Origin of the sequence: Streptomyces nanshensis, from assembly GCF_001751255.1 — a bacterium.
Classification (GTDB): domain Bacteria; phylum Actinomycetota; class Actinomycetes; order Streptomycetales; family Streptomycetaceae; genus Streptomyces; species Streptomyces nanshensis_A.
On the sequence record NZ_LJGW01000111.1, the window covers coordinates 62759 to 81144 of the forward strand.

Genomic DNA, 18386 nt, shown 5'->3' on the forward strand with positions numbered 1-18386 from the left:
CCTCACTTGGCCAACGCGCTCGCGAGCGCGTCGACGTTCGCGGTCATCCAGGCGACGTAGCCCTTGCCCTTCGGCAGGGTCTCGGTCACGGGGACGACGGGGATCCCCGCCTTCTTCGCCGCCTGCTCGACCTTCTCCGTCTGCGGGCCAGAGGTCTGCTCGTTGTAGACCAGGGCCTTGACCTTCTTGCCGGTGAACAGTTCCAGCGTTGACTGCAGGGTCTTCGGTGAGACGTCGTCCCCCTCCTCGATGGCCTCGCTGAAGTCGTCGGGGGTCTTGTTCTCCAGCCCGCTCGCCTCGGTGAGGTACAGGGGAACAGGCTCGGTGATGGCCACCGTCTCCCCCTCGTGGTCGGTCTTGATCTGCCCTTCCTTCGCCTCCAGCGGCTTCAGCTTCGCCTTGAAGGCCTTCGCGTTCTCGGTGAAGGTGGAGGCGTGGTCCGGATCCGCCTTGGACAGGGCGGCGGCCACGCGGTCTGCGAGCTTGCCGACCGTGGGGAGGTCGTACCAGACGTGCTCGTTCAACTCCCCGCCTGCCGGCGCCTTCTTACCGGAGACCTTGACTGCGTTGATCACCTCGGGGGACGCGTTGTCGCCGCTCTTGAGCATCCGGTCGATGAAGTCGTCGTAGCCGCCGCCGTTTTCGATGACGACCTTCGCCTTGGACAGGGCCAACTGGTTCTGGGTGCTGGCCTCGTAGGAGTGCGGATCCTGACCGGGGTCGCTGATGATCGAAGTGACCTTGACCCTTCCGGCACCTATCTGCTCGGCGATGTCGCCGTAGACGTTCGTGGAGGCCGCCACGGGGACGGTGGACGAGGAAGCGGCGCCCTTCGAGGAGCTGGAATCGCCTTCGGATTCCGACGAGTTGCCGCAACCGGCCAGCAAGGCCAAGGACGCGGCGGTGATCAGCGCGAGATGCCGGGACCGGGACGTACGCATGGTTTTCCTCCGCAACAAGACGGCATGTACGCCGAGCTGAGCCTTGCCTCGGCCTGAACAGTGAGGCTAGATGAAAACGGATTTCAAGACCATCTTTGTTGCGCTCGCGGTGAAAATCGTTGCCGGGTATTGACCTGCCGGGAGAGCTTCGGGGAGGCGGGCCAGGAACGCGGCACGTCAGATGTGTCCCCGCAGCGCACGCAAGACGGAGCGGACGGTGCCGCCCGGGTCGGCGGGCCGGCGGGCTGAGCGCCAGGCGACGAACCCGTCGGGACGGACGAGCAAGGCGCCGTCCGGCTCCGTCCCGGCCAGCTCGGCGAATGCCGCGGCGTCGTCACCGGCTGTCGCCGGGCGGCAAAGCCGTACTCGCAGTTCGTCGCTCTCGACGCCGGACGCGAACCAGCCGCTGCCGCTCGGACCCACCAGGAGGGTCCAGTCGGGCCCGACGAGGTCGAGCGTGGAGCGTCGTCGGTCGCCGTCGTCCAGCCATCGGTGCGGCAGGCGGCAGCCAGGGACCGCGTGATCGTCCAGCACCCCCGGCAGCGGGTCGTCGCCGCCGAGCACGGCGCCGGACTCGTAGCGGTAGAGGAGCATGCCGCGCAAGTAGTCGTCGGCCAGCCGCGCATAGAGCTCGTTCGTGTCCTGCTGGGTCTGATAGCCGCGGTGCATGCCGTACGACAGCGCCAGGGATGCCTCGGCGGCGGCTCGCCGCTCGGGCTCGTAAGTGTCCAGCAGCGCCTCGCCGGCTCCGCCGTGCAGTACGGCTGCGAGTTTCCAGGCGAGGTTGTGACCGTCCTGGATGCCGGTGTTCATGCCCAGCCCACCGGCCGAACTCTGTACATGGGCGGCGTCACCGGCGAGAAAGATCCGGCCACGGCGGAACGACGAGGCGATACCCAGGGCCGCCTCCCACGGGTTGCACTCGATCAGGTCGATCGGCACGGTGCCGTCGCCGATCGCCGCGTGCAGGAACCTGAGGGTCTGCTCCGGTGCCAGCGGCTCCAACTCCGTTGGTTTTCCCGGGTAGTCCATGATGTGCGAGGACCAGCGGTCGCCCGCGGCCGTCTTCGCGAACAGCGTGCAGTAGATGTGCTCGTTGCGGATGAAGCAGGAGTGTGTCGCGGACTCCGGCAGCAGTCCGCGCAGATCTGCCCGGAAGAAGGCCGTGTGAAGACGTGCAGCGACCTCCCGGTCGGGCATGCCGATCCCGGACAGTGACCGCACCCGGCTGTGGGCGCCGTCTGCCCCGATGAGGTAGCGGCTGACGACCCGCCGTTCACGCCCGGTACCGGCCTCCGACAACCGTGAACGCACCACGTCGGCGCCTGCGTCGGCGTCCTCGAACTGGACACCGAAGCGGACGTGTCCGCCGCGGAGACGCAGTTGTTCCAGAGCAAGTCGCTGCAGGGCGTCCTGCGTCATCGTCCGGCGAATGCCGATCGGGCTGCAGGACGCGAGCCGTTCTGCGTACTGCTCCGGAGGGGCCGCCCGGTGCCGTACCGCACCGATCGCGCTGTCCTTGATCACCGACTGCAGTGGCGCCGGGCCGTCCCAGCACGCTTCTTCCAGGTCCGCCCCGAGCCCGACCGTCCGGAACAGCTCCAGGGTGCGCACGCTCGTACCGGCACGCGGCGGACTGGAGAGGGGGTCGCGTTTGTCCAGCACCAGCACCCGCACTCCCCGGTCCGCCAGGAACAACGCGGTCGACAGGCCCACCGGCCCGGCACCGACCACGACCACCTCGTACTGCTCCACGCTGTCCGTCTCACTGACCATGCCGCTCACCCTGCTCGCTCAAGTCGGCTTGAGCGCAAGCTGCATCATGGTGACGTGGAATACACGATCAGGGAGGTGGCGCAGCACTTCGGCATCGCCGTCTCCGCACTGCGCTACTACGACGAGGCCGGTCTGCTGCGTCCGGCCGGGCGGCGTGGGACGGTCCGCGTCTACGGAAGGGACGAGTTGCGCCGGCTCGTCCTCATCCGACTCCTCCACAGCGACGGGATGATGAGCCTGACCGACACCGCCGTCACGCTCTCCGACCCGGTCACGGACGACCACGTCGCCGCCAGGAACGTCATCGAGAAATCCGTCGAGGTGATGCAGCACAAAATCCAGCAACTCCAGGAAGCACAGCGCCTCCTGGAACACCTGCTCACCTGCCCCCGTGACAACCCCGTCCGTAACTGCCCGTACCTCCAAGAAGAGCTGGAGCGGTCCATCGATGCCGCGCTCGCCCACGGCCCCGGGGCGGATCCGGCTCCGGGACCCGGCAGTACGCCGGGCGATTGAGGCCCGGCCGAAACTCCGGCCCGGCGTACTCAAGTGCGGCGTCGGTACAGAAGGTTCGACGGATCAGAGATCCGTTCCAGTTTCGTCAGCTTAGGTTCGCGCCGTCAGAGAGCCCCGTCCGGCCATCTGGGCGGCGGGGCAGCTCATTTCGGAACGGAGTGTTCTCCGATATGCCCGCACAGGCGGCGAGTTCGTCGAGCGCCGGGCCCGGGCATCCCGTGCGAAGGAGGACTCCCGTACGTTCCAGTCCCTCGGACATGAAGCCTCCTCTGTCTTGCCAAGGCGGCAAGTTCTTTTGGCGACGGTCTCATTCTGCCGATGCACTTGCCGGTGTGAACGAAGAGTGGGACGTGCTAATGGCCGGTGGCAGCGTGGCGGATCTGAGTGCCGCTCTGTTGCCGTCGGCGATGTCGTCGCCCCGGCTGCGAACGTCCCGATGTCCCCGGGACCGGCGCCGCGGCCGGCGGTGCGGTCAACGCGCTACTGGTCACCCGCGACTTCGACGCCGCACCGCCTCGAGGACATCTCGCGGCATCGACTCGCGTCGAAGGACAGCGCCACGACGCTTCTCCAACCTGCGGCAGACCTTGTGAACGGAACAAAGGAATACATCACGGAACTCACGAAAGTACCGTAAGCCGCTTTTGGGCCCGGCTCCTTCGCCTGGCACGGAGGGAATCGATATGAGCACCACGACTCTCACGACCGAACTGCCTATCGGAGCGCACGTCGCCGCCGGACTGGCACGCAAACCCGAGGTGATGGCCTTCGTGATGAGGCCAGTGCTGCGGTTGTACCGGATGGATGTGCCGGACCGCATCGAGGCGGGCACGCACGGCAAAGCACGGCTGTGGTGGTTCGGGATATTCCCCGCATGGACCCACCACATCACGATCGAGAGGCTCGACCCGCTGGAGATCCACACCGACGAGTACGGCGGACCGGTACGCACATGGCGGCACCACCTCGTGTTCGTCCCGCTCGGGGAGCATCGGTGCCGCTACACCGATGAGATCGAGACCGAAGACGGGTGGCGCGGGGCGCCGACCCGCCTCTTCGTCCGGCTCATGTTCCGCCACCGGCACCGCCGCTGGCAGCTACTCGCACGCATGCTGCACTGACCGCCGCTGACAGCTCTCAGGAGAACAGATGGAGTGCCCGACATCGCCGAACGGGCTCTGAAGGAGCAGATGAGCCAGCGCGGCCTCCTCGCCGAGTCACTGATGACCGAATGCGGCGACAGCTCGCCGACGTTCGGCGGCTCAGCCGCGATGACGCGCTCAGGATTCGATGAACGACGCCGAAGGGGACTGCACTTCAGTCTTCGTCTGCGCTCGACAGAGCTTGGGTGATCACGCGCGTGGCGAAGTCGCCTCGCCCCTGCCGGCGGCCCCGCGTCCGGTTCCAACCACCCTGCCACGCACGGCAGTCGAGGCCGCGGGAGAACGGAGGTCACCGAGCGGCGCCCCGTGACAGACGCGGCCGGTGACGCCTCGCGACGGCCGCCGGCGACGTCCAGCCGGACCGTGACGATCGAGTCCCGCTCGCCGCACAGCCGTAGACGTACGCCGCCAACTCCCGTGCCCGCCTTGACGGTGAGCCCGGAAACGTCACGCCGTGCGAACGCGGCAAGAGACGGCCGCGAGGCTTGACGGAGTCCTGGCGCCGAGCTCGCCGCGAACCCCGTCGCCGACGCGCTGCTGTCGCCGTTCGGCGACGAACGGAACATGACCCGCATCCTCTTCACCCACCCGGAAGCGAAGTCCGTGTTCGCGGAGTGGGACCGGCTGCGCCGCAGCACGGTCGAGGCGCTTCGCCTCAACCAGGGGCGGATGCCGGACGATCCGGACATCGACGCTCCGTGAACGAACTCGCCGCCGTATCACCGGAGTTCCAGGAGCTGTGGGCAGAACACCGCGTGGGCGGTCTCTCCCGTGCCTTCAAGGTGTTCGTGCACCCCCGCGCCGGCCGCATCGAGCTGACGTATCAGACCTTCGACGTCCACGACGCTCCCGGCAGGGCCCCACTCCACACGCGTTCAGCACCACACACGTTCGTGGCCCATTCCCGTCCGCGTGTGCGCGCTTCCCGTCAAGAGAAGTGAGCATGCCGGGATCTGCTTTCTCGGCCCGGCAGGAAAACCCGCCTCGTGAAAGCGCGAGGCCGGCTGACCGCTCAGCCGTCAGTGCTTCTTCAGCTCCTCGGCGAGCATCACAAGGATGCCGCTGGGACCGCGGACGTACGTGAGCTTGTAGACGCCCTCATAATTCGCGACGCCGCGAAGCGGACGGCATCCGTGCCGTGCGGCTGTCTCAAGGGCTTCGTCGAGGTCGTCGACGGAGAAGGCGACGCGATGCATGCCGATCTCGTTGGGAAGAGTGGGCTCCGACTCGATCGCCTCGGGGTGGATGTACTCGAAGAGTTCAAGGCGACCGTGGCCGTCCGGGGTCTGGAGCATCGCGATGTCGGCGTGATTGCCGTCAAGGCCGACGGCGGTGTCGGTCCATTCGCCGCTGACCGTGTCACGGCCGACGACCGTGAGGCCGAGGTCGGTGAAAAAGGAGATCGCTGCTTCGAGATCGCGAACGGCGATGCCGACGTTCTCAAGTCTGACGGCCATGCGCTGCATGCTACCGAGCCGGACCAGTTCGGGCGCTTCCGGCGGCGCCCGGAGTGTGCCCGGCGGCAAGGGCGTCGATCGGGCAAGCGGTGGTCAGTAGACCGCGATGTGCATACCACCGAGCGAGAGCAGCGTGCCGAACGCAGCGATCAGTACGGTCCCGACGATCACCGACGTCAGCCAAATGCGACGGCGAGCGGAGGTGCGGACGAATTGCCAGGCGGCAAGCGCGACCAATGCACCCTGCAGCACGAAGCACGGTTCGAACACCACCAGGTCCTGTATTGCGGACAGTTGGTGTCTCCCGGCTGCGGTGGCCGCGCTGACTCCGGGCACGCTGGGGAAGTCGACCGCACCGTGCCACCCGCTCAGATAAAGCCCCTTGGTGACGAATCCGTAGACGCCGTGGGAGAGGCACACGACGGCTGCGATCCAGAGTGGCACCAGCAGCGTCCAGGCCGGAACCCGCCGACCGACCGGGTGATTGAGCGCGAGAATGAAGAACGCACCGATCAACTCGACGGCGCACACGACCCAGTTGGCCGCCTGAACCGCGGACCTGTTGCGCGTCTCCATGAGCGGCAGACCCCAGGTGCCGCCGACCGCCCAATACAGGTGCAGCAGCATGAAGACGAGCGTGAAAGCGAAAGCCACGTACACCAAGACCGGCCGCGGCGGCTGAACAGCCCCCGGCTCACGGTCGCTTGAGCCCCTGTCGTTTCCGGTTGCCAACGATCTTTCGTGCACCGTTCGGAATCCCTTCCCCCGAGCAAAATCAGCCCATCCTAGGTCGCCGGACGGGACCAAGTCCTGCGATATTTCGTGGAGAAGGCGGCCAGGCCGGACATCATGCGGAGGGACCGGGCCGCTCGGTCTCGCTGAGGGGACCCCCCGCTGGCGTCTGCCGCGTCCGGTGCCCCGTACCCGCGCCTCCGGTTGTTGCGCGGCCTCCCCCCGTACGGAGGCTGCGGCGTCCCGGAGTTCACACAACGAAGACGGCGTCGGGCGGATGCCCGACCTGACGGCGGCTCATCGTCGGAGTTGACACACCGCCTCAGCCGGTGAGTTGGGCTGCGGCGTGGATTCGACAAGTGAACTCATCCTCGCCTCTTGACGGTTCGGTGACGCTACATGACAGTGACTTGTGAATGAGAGCGCTCTCAGGCGACCGCTCCGATCGGCCGTGCCGAGCGTGCCCATCCACCTTGTACGTGCTTTTCCCGCTCTGTCGGGCTCGCGTGTCCGTACGTCACCGACCGACGTTCCTCCGAGTGAAAGCAGCCCCCATGTACAAGCTCACTCCCCCACGCAGGACGGCGCACATCCAACTCCGGCCCGGGCGACGCTTCTTGGCCCTCGTGGCCGCGGTGTCGCTCCCCCTGAGCGCGTTCCTGGGTCTCACCGCGTCCACCAGTACGGCCGCCGCCGGCGAACCCGCCGGACCCGCGGCTGCGAGCAAGGCGGCGGCCGAGAGGACGGCAGACGACGCCGCTCCCGCAGCGGACTGGACCACCGTCTTCAAGGACGACTTCGACGGCGCGGCCGGCACCGGACTCAACCGCGACGACTGGCTCTACGACATCGGCACCAACTACCCCGGCGGCGCCGCGAACTGGGGCACGGGCGAGATCGAGACGTCCACGGACTCGACCGAGAACGTCTACCAGGACGGCGAAGGTCACATGGTGATCAAGCCGATCCGCGACGACGCCGGGAACTGGACCTCGGGCCGAGTGGAGACCCAGCGCACCGACTTCGGCGCACCGGCCGGCGGCCAGATGGAGATGAGCGCCTCCATCAAGCAGCCCAACCCGGAGAAGGCGCTCGGCTATTGGCCCGCGTTCTGGGCCATGGGCGCCGACGCGCGCCCCGTCGGAGCCACCAACTGGCCGAGCATCGGCGAGATCGACATCATGGAGGCCGTCAACGGTCTCAGTCAGCACTCGACCACGTTCCACTGCGGCGAATGGGCCGGAGAGTGCCACGACCCGGACGGCATCACCAGCGAACTACAGCCCTGCGACGGCTGCCAGACCGGGTATCACACCTACTCCGTCATCGTGGACCGTACCGACGCCTCCGCCGAGCAACTGCGCTTCTACCTCGACGGCGAGGAGACCTTCGCCGTGAACCAGGACCAGGTGTCGGCGGAGACCTGGCAGAAGGCGGTGGACCACGGGTTCTTCGCCATCTTCGACGTCGCGATCGGCGGCTCCTACCCGGACAAGGTCTGCGGCTGCACCTCGCCGGCGGCGGACATCACGTCGGGCGCGGGAATGAGCGTCGACTGGTTCGCGGTGAACGTGAGCGAGTAACGGCGGAGCCCCTGACTCCCGCCTGAGCACGCTCTCTTGGCAGACCGCAGGGAGACCCCGTCGCACCACGTGGGACGGGGTCTCTTTGGCGCCGTTCCTCCGGTCTTACGGCTGCCCGTCCGCGCGGCTGCGGCAGACAGCCGCCCGACGTGAACCTCTCCGTTCACCGAATTCGCCAGTGGGCTAGACCACAGGCGCTTCGGACGCACCCTTCCACGGAGCCCCCGCGTCGCGTATTTATGACATGTCCGCATCATGCGCACTACCACCACCACCGACTCCCAGGAGACACCCATGCAAAGACCCAGCCCCCACCCCGGCTTCTACGCGCGTAAGGTCGCCATGGCAGCCACCGTCGTCGGCGCGACGATGGCCCTCACGCTCCCCACCGTCGCGACCTCCCACGCCGCCCCCTTAAACGGTGAGAAGGACAGCTACCGGCTCGGCGAGGGCCACATGGGCATCAGCGCCGAGAAGGAGACGGCCGGCAAGGAGCGCCGCACGGTCGGCCCGCAGGACACCAGCGGCGTCCAGGGCATCGACGTGTCCCACTATCAGGGCGCCATCAACTGGGGCTCGGTGAAGGGTGCCGGCATCGAGTTCGCCTGGATCAAGGCCACCGAGGGCACCTCGTACAAGGACCCGCAGTTCAGCGCCAACTACCTCGGCGCTCACGACAACGGCGTCATCCGCGGCGCTTACCACTTCGCCCGTCCCGACGCATCGAGCGGCGCGGCGCAGGCCGACTTCTTCGCCAAGAGCGGCGGCGCCTGGTCCGCGGACAACCTCACACTTCCCGGCGTGCTGGACATCGAGAACGGCCCCAGCTCCCAGTGCCACGGACTGAGCCAGGCCGCCATGCGCACCTGGATCAGCGACTTCTACGACACCTACAAGGCCCGGACCTCCCGCGACGTGGTCATCTACACCACGGCCAACTGGTGGAACACCTGCACCGGCAACTGGACGGGCATGAGCGCCAAGACACCGCTCTGGGTCGCGCATTGGACCAACGGCAGCCCCACCATCCCCACCGGTTTCCCGTCCTGGACGGTCTGGCAGTACACGGACCAGGGGAACATCGGCGGCATCAACCCGGTCGACCGCGACAAGTTCAACGGCTCGCGGGACAGGCTGCTGGCCCTGGCGAACAACACCACGCTGGCCAAGCCCCGCGTGGACGTGCCGTAACCGGAATGCCACGCCACAGGGGCAGTTGACGCCTGTGGCACACGAGGCCGCGGTGAACTGGCCCGTGAGCGGGAGCGCCCTTCCCTCTCATGGGCCGGCGGCCCAGCGGCTCGGCCCGCGCTGGTCGAAGAACGCGGTCACTCCCGGTCTCGCGCCGTGGCCCCGGTCGTCCGGGCCAGCGCCTCGGCGAAGGCCGGTGAGGTGTTCGGATCGCCGTGGCCGTCGACCATCAGACAGAGCAGGGCGGGCAGGTGCAGGACCCGGAACTCGCCTCGCTTCGCCCGGTAGCCGTCGAAGGTCTTCTTGAAGTCGGTCTTGTCAGTCATCGGGTACCTGGGCTCGGGCGGTGAGCCGCGTCCTCTCTGCTTCTTGCCTCTTCTGCCGCTTCTGCTCTTCTGCCTCCACGAGGCTCAGTGCGTACGCCCCACCGCAGCCGGACCGGCGGCATCCGCCCCGCCGCGATCACCGAGTGCGTGAAAGGATGCAGCGCATGCGCTACATCGTCATCGGGGCGGGAGCGGTCGGCGGCTCGATCGGCGGGCGGCTGCACGAAAGCGGACACGAGGTGATCCTCGTGGCTCGCGGTACGAATCGTGAAGCGCTGCGCGCCGACGGCCTGCGGCTGACGACTCCGGAAGGCACCCGGACCCTCGACATCCCGGTGGCCGCGGGCCCGGACGAGGTCGAACCCCGGGACGGCGACGTGCTGATGGTCGCGGTGAAGACACAGCACGCCGTCGCCGCCCTGGACGCCTGGGCCGCGCGCCACTCCCGGTCGCCCGTCGTCTGCGCGCAGAACGGTGTGAGCGGCGAGCGGCTCGCGCTGCGCCGCTTCCCCGAGGTGTACGGCATGTGCGTCTGGCTGCCGGCCGCCCATCTGGAACCCGGCCAAGTCGTCGCGGCCTGCGGCCCGTTGACCGGGATCCTGCACATGGGCCGCTATCCCGCCGGCACCTCCGACACCCTCCGCGCGATCGCCGCCGATCTGGAGACGTCGCACTTCGCCGCCCCGGTCGTGCCGGACGTGATGCGCTGGAAGTACGCGAAGCTGCTCGCCAACCTCGGCAACGCCCTCGACGCGACGCTCGGCCCGCAGGCCGTCGGCTCTCCCGAGGGGCGCGAGCTGCGCGAGCGCGCCATGGCAGAGGGCCGCGCCGCCCTGGCCGCTGCGGGCATCGCCCACGTGAGCGAGGAGGAGCAGCGCCGCCGACGCGGAAACCACATGGTTCCGCAGGCCGTTGAGGGCGTGGAACAGGTCGGCAGCTCGTCCTGGCAGAGCCTCGCCCGAGGCACGGGCTCAGTCGAGGCCGACTATCTCAACGGCGAAATCGTCCTGCTCGGGCGGCAGTTCGGGGTGCCGACCCCGGTCAACGAGCTCCTCCAGCGCACCGCCAACGCCTTCGCCCGCGAAGGCCGCGCACCGGGGTCGCTGACCCCGTCCGAACTGGCGGCGGCAGCCGGCTGAGACCGGCCGGGCCCGGCCGGCTCCCGCGCGAGGGGGATCTCGGTCAGGGGGCGGACTCCCCCGTGGCCGGTGGCCCCGCAAGCACAGGGCCCCAGGCGAACGGCGGGTCGGGGATGTCGCGACGCAGCACCGGAGCGACCTCGGACTGGAAGAGTTCCAACGAGTCCCGGTGCCGGCTCTCCGTCAATCCGCCCGCGTCGGCGTGGAGATGCAGCACCGTATGGCCGAACTGGTCGTGGTAGCGGTGCACTTTGTCGATGATCTGCTGCGGGCTGCCGATCAGTGCCGAGCTGCGCTCGACGAAGTCCTCGACCGTCGGGAAGACCGGCTCCAGACCGAGCTGCTTCTGGAAGGCCAGATTGCCTTCGAACACGGGCCGGTAGGCGGCGATCGCCTCCTGGGACGTACGGGCCACGTACATGCCCGCGGTTCCCGCACCGACGGCGATCGCAGCCGGGTCGTGGCCGTGGTGCTCCCAGCGTTCGCGGTAGTGGCGGATCAACTCGGCGTACGGCTCGATCGAGTTGGTGACGTTCGCCGAGAACAGCGGGTCGCCGTAGCGGGCCGCCAGTTCGACGGACTCCCTGCTGGTCGCGCTGCCGTGCCAGACGCGGACCGGCTGCTGCAGCGGCCTCGGCCACACCTCGGCGTCCGTCAGCGGAGGGCGGAAGCGCGTCCCGGCGGTGACCTTGTCCTGCCGCCAGATGCGCCGGAAGACCTCGTAGCTCTCGGCGTTGCGCTCCCACTGGTCCTCGGGTGAGACGTCGAACAGCTCGCGCTGCGCCGTGCCGTTGCCCTTGCCGATGATCAACTCAAGGCGTCCGCCGGAGAGATGGTCCAGCGTCGCGTAGTCCTCGTAGGCGCGCACGGGGTCCAGAAGACTGAGCGTGGTGACGGCCGTGAACAGACGGATGCGTTTCGTCAGTGCGGCGATGTGGCTGAGCACGACGGGCGGTGAGGAGGAGATGAAGGGCCGCTCGTGCCGCTCGCCGACGCCGAATCCGTCGAAGCCCAACTCCTCGGCGAGCAGGGCGTTGTCGAGGACTTCGCGGAACCGTTCGGCGGTCGAGGTGCGTACGCCGGTCACGGGGTGGGGTGCGTGCACGATCAGCGTGATCGCGAGGAACTTCACGATGCCGCCTCCTCACTCATCGCCGGCCCTTCACAAGAGGGGGTGCTCCGGCGGCGCTCGAGGTGCGCAGCCGCTCGCGCAGCGTGGCGGCACGGCGACACAGCCGCTGCACAGGGGTCGGGGGCAGTTCGCGGGCGGCGCCGCGCGCGTAGTACCGCTCCAGATAGAACTGGCCGACGCTCAGCAGGGTGGTCACGGCGATGTACCAGAGCGTGGCGACCATCAGCAGCGGGATGACCTGGTAGGTGCGGTTGTAGACCAACTGCACGGAGTACAGGAGGTCTTGCACCGCCAGGACGCTGACGATGCTGGTGCCCTTCAGCGTGCCGATGAGCATGTTCCCCGCGGTGGGGACGATGGAGCGCATCGCCTGCGGTACGACGATCCGTTGCAGCACGCGCCGCCTGCCCAGTCCCAGCGCCTGTGCCGCCTCGGTCTGTCCGGCGTCGACGGTGAGGATCCCGCCCCGTACGACTTCGGCGGCGTAGGCGGCCTCGTGGAGTGTCAGCCCGATCAGGGCGGTGGCGGCGGCACCGAGCAGGTTGGCGGTCTTGAACGTGACGAACTCGGGGCCGAAGGGGATGCCGATGCCCAGCCGTGGATAGAGGGCGCCGATGTTGAACCAGAACAGCAACTGCACCAGGAGCGGAGTGGAGCGGAAGATCCATACGTACCCCCAACTGAGCGTCCGCAGAACCGGGTTGGCGGACAGCCGCATCACGGCGAGCAGGGTGCCGAGCACGAAGCCCAGCACCATCACGGCGGCCGTCAGCCAGAGGGTGAGCACAAGCCCGTCGAGGACGGCGGGCGTGGTGAAGTAGCCGCTGACCACGTTCCACTGGAACGCCCGGTTGCGGACGACGGAGTTGAGCACCATGGCGAAGACCAGGAGTGCGGCGCAGGCCGCGAGCCATCGCCCCGGATGCCGCCGCGCGACGATCTGCGGCAGGGCGTCGGCGGTGTCGCCGGACGGTCTGTCCGCGCCGCCGGGGTCACCGTCCGGGGCGCCGAAGTCGCCGGAGGGCGGGCCGGCTTGAGGGGACGTGGGCAGGGCATGAGGGGTTGCGGCCATGTCAGGGTTCTCCGGGAAGAGACGTGGCGGGCTACGGAAGCCCGGCTCTGCGCGGCGCAGAGCATCACTGGGTGCACGAAGCGGTTCGCGACAGGTCGTCCCGCACCTCGGGTACGAACCGGCGGACCGCAGGACGCCACGCGAGCCGTGTCCCTCAACACGGCCGGGGCACCGGCCGCCCGACAGGCAGGAGCCCACAACGGCCATGAGAGCAATGGCCGTTCGCAGCCGGTGATTCCCTCTACGAGGGTATGGCGAGCCGCCGCGAAACTGTCAAGAGGGACAAGAATTCGGCCCATCATGCGGACAACAGTTGACGCGGCGAAGAATGCGGTGCTCAATTGTGTCCGTGAAGAACAGGCTGCCGCTGGTCACCCGCGACCACATCGACTTCGGTCGAGTGTGGTCGGCGTCGTGTTTCTGCTGACCTTCCGGCAGCGGGCCGTCTGACCGGCCCATCCCTCCCCGGTGGATCCGCGGGGACCGGTCTTTCCGCAGCCTTTCCGCAGCGCACCGCCCGGCCGTGTGCTGCGCCGTATGGCTCCGGGCGCCGCTGCCGACATCCGGCCACCCTCCGCCGCGCGTCACCTCGTACCTGAGCTGCGCACGTCCCGCTTCCCTGCTCCGCGTCCCGAGTGTTTCCCCGCGTTGCCCCGCGTTTCCAGGCGCTTTCGCGTCGTTTCGCTCTCGTTGCACGCTGCCATTACGGCGGCGCCGGGAGCCGATTTCGGCCTGCCCGAAAGCACCGCACGACGTTTCTTCTTGAAAGGCCGCCTCCATGCCAGTGGAGTTTCTCGGTATTGCCGCCACACACGACGGTTCGGAGACACATCCGCGCTCCGGTCCCTCATTCGACAAGGACTACACACTCAGACTCGCGCGGGCCCACGAGGATCACGGCTGGGACCGTGTCCTGTTCGCGTACGGCTCCGGTTCTCCCGACCCGTCCCCGGCGGCCGCCTTCATCGCGAGCCGTCTGGAGAAGCTCCAGATCCTCCTCGCGCACCGGCCGAACGTCTCCTACCCCACCTATGCGGCGAAGACCTTCGCCACTCTCGACCGCATCAGCGACGGCCGTCTCACGGTCCACTTCATCACCGGCGGCAACGACCACGAGCAGCGGCGTGAGGGCGACACCCTCACCAAGGACGAGCGCTACGCGCGCACTCGCGAGTACATCCGGATCGTCAAGAAGATCTGGACCACTCACGAGCCCTTCGACCACGAAGGCGAGCACTACCGCTTCCACGACTTCGTCAGCGACACCTTCCCCGTCCAACAGCCGCGCCCCGGCGTCTCGTTCGGCGGCTCCTCCCCCGCCGCGCTGGAGACCGGAGGCGCCGAGGCGGACGTCTACTGCCTGTGGGGCGAGCCGCTGGAGAGGACGGCGGAGCAGATCGAGTCCGTACGGGCCGCCGCGGCCGCCGCCGGACGCGCTCGGCCTCCGCGCATCCAGGTCGCGTTCCGGCCGATCATCGCGCCCACGGAGGAGCTGGCCTGGGACAAGGCGCACCGCACCGTGGCCGCCATCCGCGACCGCAGGGAGAAGGGCGAGGCCACGACGGTGCGTCACCACCGGCGGGGCGCCCCGGAGAACACCGGCTCGCAGCGGCTGATCGCCATCGCCGCGGAGGGCGAGCGCTACGACCGCGCGCTGTGGACGCCGACCGCGGCCGCCACCGGAGGCGCCGGCAACTCCAATGCCCTGGTGGGCACTCCGGAGACGGTCGCCCAGGCGCTGCTGGACTACTACGACCTCGGCGTGGACATCCTCTCCGCCCGCGGCTACGACCTGCTGGGCGACGCCATCGACTTCGGCAGGCACGTCATTCCGCTGGTCCGCGCCGAAGTCGCCAGGCGTGACGCGGAACGGGCCCGCCGCGAGGCGCGGCCGGCAGCGGTCGCGGAGCCGGACGCCCTCGCGGCGGGCCGGAGATGACGCCGGTCGCCGAGCCGTACGGGCAGACCGCGCTGACCGTGGTGCGTACCCGGGTCACGGACCCTCTGGTACGGCCGCTGCTGCGGGAGTTGGGAGAGGAGTACTCCACCCGCTACGGCAAGGACGCACACGGAGAGCTGAGCCGCTACCCCGCCGAGGAGTTCACACCGCCGCACGGCGTGCTGCTCCTGCTGTTGCGCGCCGGGGCCGCGGTAGCCGGTGGTGCGTACCGCCGGCTCGACGCCGGCACCGCCGAACTCAAGCGGATCTGGACCCACTCGGCACACCGCCGCAGGGGTCTGGCCCGCCGTGTCGTCGCGGAGCTGGAACGCGAGGCCGCGCTGCGCGGCTACCGGCGGATCTACCTCACGACCGGGCCCCGCCAGCCGGAAGCCAGAAGTCTGTATCTGGCGACCGGTTACACGCCTCTGTTCGACACTTCGGCCGATCCGGAGAGCATCGGCCCCCTTCCCTTCGAGAAGCACATCGCCGCCCCGGACACCGGAGAGACGTGACCATGCACCGTGTTCCCGCCCGCGCCCCTGTCCCCGCCCCTGCTTCGGCTGGCCCTGTCCCTGCCCCCGACCCCGCTTCGACCCCTCACCGCCCGCCGCGCGGCAGGGCGTTCGCGACGGTCGCCGCGCTGCTGCCGATCACCCTGACCGCATGCGGCGGCTCCGCCGAACCGGCGGCGCAGAACGGCGCCTCGCCCGCGCCCTCCCAGAACGTCCTCCGCTCGGTGCACAAGGACGAAGCGGCCGCGAAGCTGCTGCCACGGGCCGTACGGGAGAGGGGCAGTCTGCGGCTGGCGACGTCGGTGGGCTCACCGCCCAGCGCGTACCACCCGGACACCGCCACGAAGAAACCGGTGGGCCAGGACGTCGACATCGGCGACGCCGTCGGCAAGGTGCTCGGGCTGAAGGTGCGGCGCGACGAGGCGAGCTTCGAGACGATCCTCCCCGCCCTCACCAGCGGCAAGTACGACGCGGGCACCGGCAACTTCGGCGTCACCGACGAGCGCCGCCGCACGATCGACTTCGTCACCTACATCAACGACGGGCAGGGCTTCGCCGTCCGCAAGGACGACAAGAGTCTCCGCAAGGTCACCCGGCTCAGCCAGTTGTGCGGCAAGACCATCGGCACCGGTGCGGGCACCACCTTCGAGAAGACCCTCGACACCCACAGGGACGTCTGCAAGAAGAGCGGCGAGAAGCCCTACACGGTGCGGGTCTTCTCCGACGACGGGGCCGAGCTCACCAGCCTCCAGCAGGGCCGGGTCGACGTGACGATGTCGACCATCAACGGCCTGCGCCACCAGGCCGCGCAGCCCGAGGCCGGCATCCGCTTCCTGGGCGAGTTCCAGCGCCTCGACGTCGGCTTCGCCTTCGCCAAGGGCTCCCCGCTGACCAAGGCGTTCCAGACCGCCGTCAACCGGCTGATCAAGGACGGCACGTACGACCGGATCCTGCGCAAGTGGGGCACGGAGAAGTCCGCCATCCCCGCCTCCCGCATCAGCCCGCCCGAGAAGAAGTGACCCCGAGGAGCCCCACGATGGACCCCGCTGCCGCCACCGGCACCGCCCCGCCGGGCACGGCGCACTCACCGCCCGCCGCGCCGCCGAACCGTCCGGCTTCCGACGCGGCGTCCCCGGCGCCCCCGCCGGGCGCGGATCTGACGTCGCTCCGGGTGGTGCCCGCCCGGCACTACTGGCGCTGGATCGCCGGTGCCGCGGCGCTCGTCGTCGTCGCCCAGTTCGCACACGGCCTGCTCACCAACCCCGCCTGGGACTGGGGCACGTTCTTCGCGTATCTCTCCACCGGCACCGTCCTCAAGGCGGTCTGGCTGACCGTCCAACTCACCGTGTACGGAACGGTGCTGGGCTTCGCCCTGGGCGTCGTCCTCGCCTTCATGCGGCTCTCGCGCAGCCCGGTCCTCCAGACGGTCGCGTGGACCTACATCTGGGCCTTCCGCTCGATCCCGCTCATCGTCCAACTGCTGTTCTGGTTCAACCTGGCCTATCTCTACAGGGAGTTGGGGGTGGGCATCCCCTTCGGGCCGGTCTTCTGGCGCTTCGAGACCATGAACCTCGTCGGCGCCATCACGGCCGCCGTGATCGGTCTCGCGCTGCACCAGGCCGCCTACGCCGCCGAGATCGTCCGCGCGGGCGTCATCTCTGTGGATCCGGGGCAGTTGGAGTCCGCCGCGGCGCTGGGCATCCCCCGGCTGCGTCAACTGCGCCGCGTCGTACTGCCGCAGGCGATGCGCTCCATCCTGCCCAACGCCGCCAACGAGGTCGTCTCCCTCTTCAAGGGCACCTCGATCGTCTCGGTGATGGCCATCGGCGAACTCTTCTACCAGGTCCAGGTGATCTACGGGCGCAACGGCCGGGTGGTCCCCCTGCTGATGGTCGCCACGGTCTGGTACATCGTCCTGACCACCGTGCTCTCCGTCGTCCAGTACTACGTGGAGCGGCACTTCGCCCGCGGCGCCGAGCGCACTCCCCCGCCCACTCCGCTCCAGCGCGCCCGCGGCTTCGTCCGTGCGCTGCGTGCGCAGGCGGCCCGTCCGGAGATTCCCGTGACGCCGGGCGGCGGCGCCCTGCCCCGTACGGCTGCCGCCGAGAGGAGCGAGCGATGAGCACCGAGCGCGGTCCCATGGTCGACATCCGCGGCGTCCACAAGAGCTTCGGCCCGCTGGAGGTGCTGCGCGGAGTGGATCTCCAGGTCCGCGCCGGCGAGGTCACCGTCATCCTCGGGCCCTCCGGTTCGGGCAAGTCCACGCTGCTGCGCAGCATCAACCATCTGGAGCGGCTCAACCGGGGCTACGTCAGCATCGACGGCGAACTGATCGGCTACCGCCGCTCGGGGAACAAGCTGCACGAGCTGAAGGAGAGGGACGTACTCAAGCAGCGCACCCATATCGGCTTCGTCTTCCAGAACTTCAACCTCTTCCCGCACCTCACGGTGGTCGAGAACGTCATCGAGGCCCCGGTCTCCGCACTGGGCCGCACACGCCGTGCCGCCCTGGAACAGGCCGACGTGCTGCTGACGAGGGTGGGCCTCGCGGACAAGGCGGACGCCTACCCCCGGCAGCTCTCCGGAGGGCAGCAGCAACGCGTCGCCATCGCCCGGGCGCTCGCCCTGGAACCGAAGGTGCTGCTGTTCGACGAGCCGACCTCCGCCCTCGACCCGGAGCTTGTCGGAGAGGTCCTCGACGTCCTCAAGGATCTGGCCCGTACGGGCACCACCATGATCGTGGTGACCCACGAGGTCGGCTTCGCCCGTGAGGTCGCCGACACCGTGGTCTTCATGGACGACGGTCTCGTCGTGGAAGCGGGCCGGCCCTCCGACGTGCTCGACGCACCGCGGCACGAACGCACCAGGGCCTTTCTCTCCAAGGTGCTCTGACGCCCGCCCCGC

18 protein-coding genes and 1 pseudogene are annotated in these 18386 nt (G+C 68.9%); 12 read left to right on the forward strand and 7 right to left on the reverse strand.

What is annotated here, in order from left to right:
- Positions 1-2 precede the first annotated feature (2 nt).
- Together AN218_RS06345 and AN218_RS06350 are read right to left on the reverse strand one after the other, a co-directional pair.
- On the reverse strand, positions 3-941 hold the full coding sequence (locus AN218_RS06345) for a metal ABC transporter solute-binding protein, Zn/Mn family (protein ID WP_070015646.1): 939 nt from the start codon (positions 939-941) through the stop codon (positions 3-5).
- Positions 942-1118: 177 nt separating this feature from the next.
- A complete protein-coding gene (locus AN218_RS06350) occupies positions 1119-2717 on the reverse strand; it encodes an FAD-dependent oxidoreductase (RefSeq protein ID WP_244900313.1) in 1599 nt (532 codons plus the stop codon).
- A 54-nt stretch (positions 2718-2771) separates the two neighbouring features.
- Here AN218_RS06350 and AN218_RS06355 point away from each other — a divergent pair, with 54 nt between their 5' ends.
- The 4 genes and pseudogenes from AN218_RS06355 to AN218_RS37920 all read left to right on the forward strand — a co-directional run bounded on the left by AN218_RS06355 (position 2772) and on the right by AN218_RS37920 (position 5337).
- Complete coding sequence (locus AN218_RS06355; protein ID WP_070015648.1) at positions 2772-3233, forward strand: MerR family transcriptional regulator; 462 nt, start codon at positions 2772-2774, stop codon at positions 3231-3233.
- Between the two features lie 683 nt (positions 3234-3916).
- A complete protein-coding gene (locus AN218_RS06360; protein ID WP_070015655.1) occupies positions 3917-4354 on the forward strand; it encodes an SRPBCC family protein in 438 nt (145 codons plus the stop codon).
- 33 nt (positions 4355-4387) lie between these two features.
- Positions 4388-4585 carry a hypothetical protein gene (locus AN218_RS37415; RefSeq protein ID WP_070015657.1) on the forward strand — a complete coding sequence of 66 codons (198 nt, stop codon included), beginning with the start codon at positions 4388-4390 and terminating at the stop codon, positions 4583-4585.
- 375 nt (positions 4586-4960) lie between these two features.
- Positions 4961-5337: pseudogene (locus AN218_RS37920) on the forward strand (MmyB family transcriptional regulator).
- A gap of 78 nt (positions 5338-5415) precedes the next feature.
- Here the strand turns inward: AN218_RS37920 and AN218_RS06375 are convergent.
- Both AN218_RS06375 and AN218_RS06380 read right to left on the reverse strand, forming a co-directional pair.
- Positions 5416-5853, reverse strand: a complete 438-nt coding sequence (locus tag AN218_RS06375) for a VOC family protein (protein WP_070015784.1) — start codon at positions 5851-5853, stop codon at positions 5416-5418.
- Positions 5854-5946: 93 nt separating this feature from the next.
- Positions 5947-6480 carry a DUF3995 domain-containing protein gene (locus AN218_RS06380; RefSeq protein WP_141747491.1) on the reverse strand — a complete coding sequence of 178 codons (534 nt, stop codon included), beginning with the start codon at positions 6478-6480 and terminating at the stop codon, positions 5947-5949.
- A 740-nt stretch (positions 6481-7220) separates the two neighbouring features.
- On the opposite strand from AN218_RS06380, the gene AN218_RS06385 reads away from it, so the two are divergent.
- Both AN218_RS06385 and AN218_RS06390 read left to right on the forward strand, forming a co-directional pair.
- A complete protein-coding gene (locus AN218_RS06385; RefSeq protein ID WP_244900314.1) occupies positions 7221-8168 on the forward strand; it encodes a glycoside hydrolase family 16 protein in 948 nt (315 codons plus the stop codon).
- Between the two features lie 294 nt (positions 8169-8462).
- Positions 8463-9359, forward strand: a complete 897-nt coding sequence (locus AN218_RS06390; protein WP_070015660.1) for a GH25 family lysozyme — start codon at positions 8463-8465, stop codon at positions 9357-9359.
- Between the two features lie 137 nt (positions 9360-9496).
- On the opposite strand, the gene AN218_RS06395 is transcribed toward AN218_RS06390, so the two are convergent.
- Entirely contained in the window at positions 9497-9685 is a 189-nt protein-coding gene (locus AN218_RS06395) for a hypothetical protein (protein WP_070015662.1), read from the reverse strand.
- A gap of 164 nt (positions 9686-9849) precedes the next feature.
- On the opposite strand from AN218_RS06395, the gene AN218_RS06400 reads away from it, so the two are divergent.
- A complete protein-coding gene (locus tag AN218_RS06400; protein ID WP_070015663.1) occupies positions 9850-10824 on the forward strand; it encodes a ketopantoate reductase family protein in 975 nt (324 codons plus the stop codon).
- Positions 10825-10867: 43 nt separating this feature from the next.
- Here the strand turns inward: AN218_RS06400 and AN218_RS06405 are convergent, their stop codons facing one another.
- Positions 10868-11956, reverse strand: coding sequence for an LLM class flavin-dependent oxidoreductase (locus AN218_RS06405; protein ID WP_070015667.1), 1089 nt, complete (start codon positions 11954-11956; stop codon positions 10868-10870).
- Between the two features lie 16 nt (positions 11957-11972).
- Entirely contained in the window at positions 11973-13028 is a 1056-nt protein-coding gene (locus tag AN218_RS06410) for an amino acid ABC transporter permease (RefSeq protein ID WP_079131876.1), read from the reverse strand.
- Between the two features lie 778 nt (positions 13029-13806).
- Between AN218_RS06410 and AN218_RS06415 the strand changes: the two genes are divergently transcribed.
- The 5 genes from AN218_RS06415 to AN218_RS06435 are packed head-to-tail and all read left to right on the forward strand — an operon-like array spanning position 13807 to position 18374.
- Entirely contained in the window at positions 13807-14967 is a 1161-nt protein-coding gene (locus AN218_RS06415) for an LLM class flavin-dependent oxidoreductase (protein ID WP_070015669.1), read from the forward strand.
- Positions 14964-15482 (forward strand): GNAT family N-acetyltransferase, encoded by a 519-nt coding sequence (locus tag AN218_RS06420; protein ID WP_070015672.1) that lies wholly within the window; start codon positions 14964-14966, stop codon positions 15480-15482. Before AN218_RS06415 ends, AN218_RS06420 begins: the two co-directional genes overlap by 4 nt.
- 2 nt (positions 15483-15484) lie before the next feature.
- A complete protein-coding gene (locus AN218_RS06425) occupies positions 15485-16501 on the forward strand; it encodes an ABC transporter substrate-binding protein (protein ID WP_079131877.1) in 1017 nt (338 codons plus the stop codon).
- 17 nt (positions 16502-16518) lie between these two features.
- Positions 16519-17604: an amino acid ABC transporter permease gene (locus tag AN218_RS06430; protein WP_070015674.1), complete on the forward strand. Its 1086-nt coding sequence runs from the start codon at positions 16519-16521 to the stop codon at positions 17602-17604.
- Positions 17601-18374 carry an amino acid ABC transporter ATP-binding protein gene (locus AN218_RS06435; RefSeq protein WP_275936957.1) on the forward strand — a complete coding sequence of 258 codons (774 nt, stop codon included), beginning with the start codon at positions 17601-17603 and terminating at the stop codon, positions 18372-18374. The genes AN218_RS06430 and AN218_RS06435 overlap by 4 nt, the downstream gene beginning before the upstream one ends.
- Positions 18375-18386: the final 12 nt, after the last annotated feature.

Excerpts from the sequence above, each read along its gene's own strand:
- AN218_RS06390 (WP_070015660.1), top strand. The coding sequence starts at position 8,463 with ATGCAAAGACCCAGCCCCCACCCCGGCTTCTACGCGCGTAAGGTCGCC.
- AN218_RS06430 (WP_070015674.1), top strand. The coding sequence starts at position 16,519 with ATGGACCCCGCTGCCGCCACCGGCACCGCCCCGCCGGGCACGGCGCAC.
- AN218_RS06380 (WP_141747491.1), bottom strand. The coding sequence starts at position 6,480 with ATGCTGCTGCACCTGTATTGGGCGGTCGGCGGCACCTGGGGTCTGCCG.
- AN218_RS06360 (WP_070015655.1), top strand. The coding sequence starts at position 3,917 with ATGAGCACCACGACTCTCACGACCGAACTGCCTATCGGAGCGCACGTC.
- AN218_RS06400 (WP_070015663.1), top strand. The coding sequence starts at position 9,850 with ATGCGCTACATCGTCATCGGGGCGGGAGCGGTCGGCGGCTCGATCGGC.
- AN218_RS06435 (WP_275936957.1), top strand. The coding sequence starts at position 17,601 with ATGAGCACCGAGCGCGGTCCCATGGTCGACATCCGCGGCGTCCACAAG.
- AN218_RS06420 (WP_070015672.1), top strand. The coding sequence starts at position 14,964 with ATGACGCCGGTCGCCGAGCCGTACGGGCAGACCGCGCTGACCGTGGTG.
- AN218_RS06375 (WP_070015784.1), bottom strand. The coding sequence starts at position 5,853 with ATGGCCGTCAGACTTGAGAACGTCGGCATCGCCGTTCGCGATCTCGAA.
- AN218_RS06395 (WP_070015662.1), bottom strand. The coding sequence starts at position 9,685 with ATGACTGACAAGACCGACTTCAAGAAGACCTTCGACGGCTACCGGGCG.
- AN218_RS06350 (WP_244900313.1), bottom strand. The coding sequence starts at position 2,717 with ATGGTCAGTGAGACGGACAGCGTGGAGCAGTACGAGGTGGTCGTGGTC.
- AN218_RS06425 (WP_079131877.1), top strand. The coding sequence starts at position 15,485 with ATGCACCGTGTTCCCGCCCGCGCCCCTGTCCCCGCCCCTGCTTCGGCT.
- AN218_RS06410 (WP_079131876.1), bottom strand. The coding sequence starts at position 13,028 with ATGGCCGCAACCCCTCATGCCCTGCCCACGTCCCCTCAAGCCGGCCCG.
- AN218_RS06415 (WP_070015669.1), top strand. The coding sequence starts at position 13,807 with ATGCCAGTGGAGTTTCTCGGTATTGCCGCCACACACGACGGTTCGGAG.
- AN218_RS06345 (WP_070015646.1), bottom strand. The coding sequence starts at position 941 with ATGCGTACGTCCCGGTCCCGGCATCTCGCGCTGATCACCGCCGCGTCC.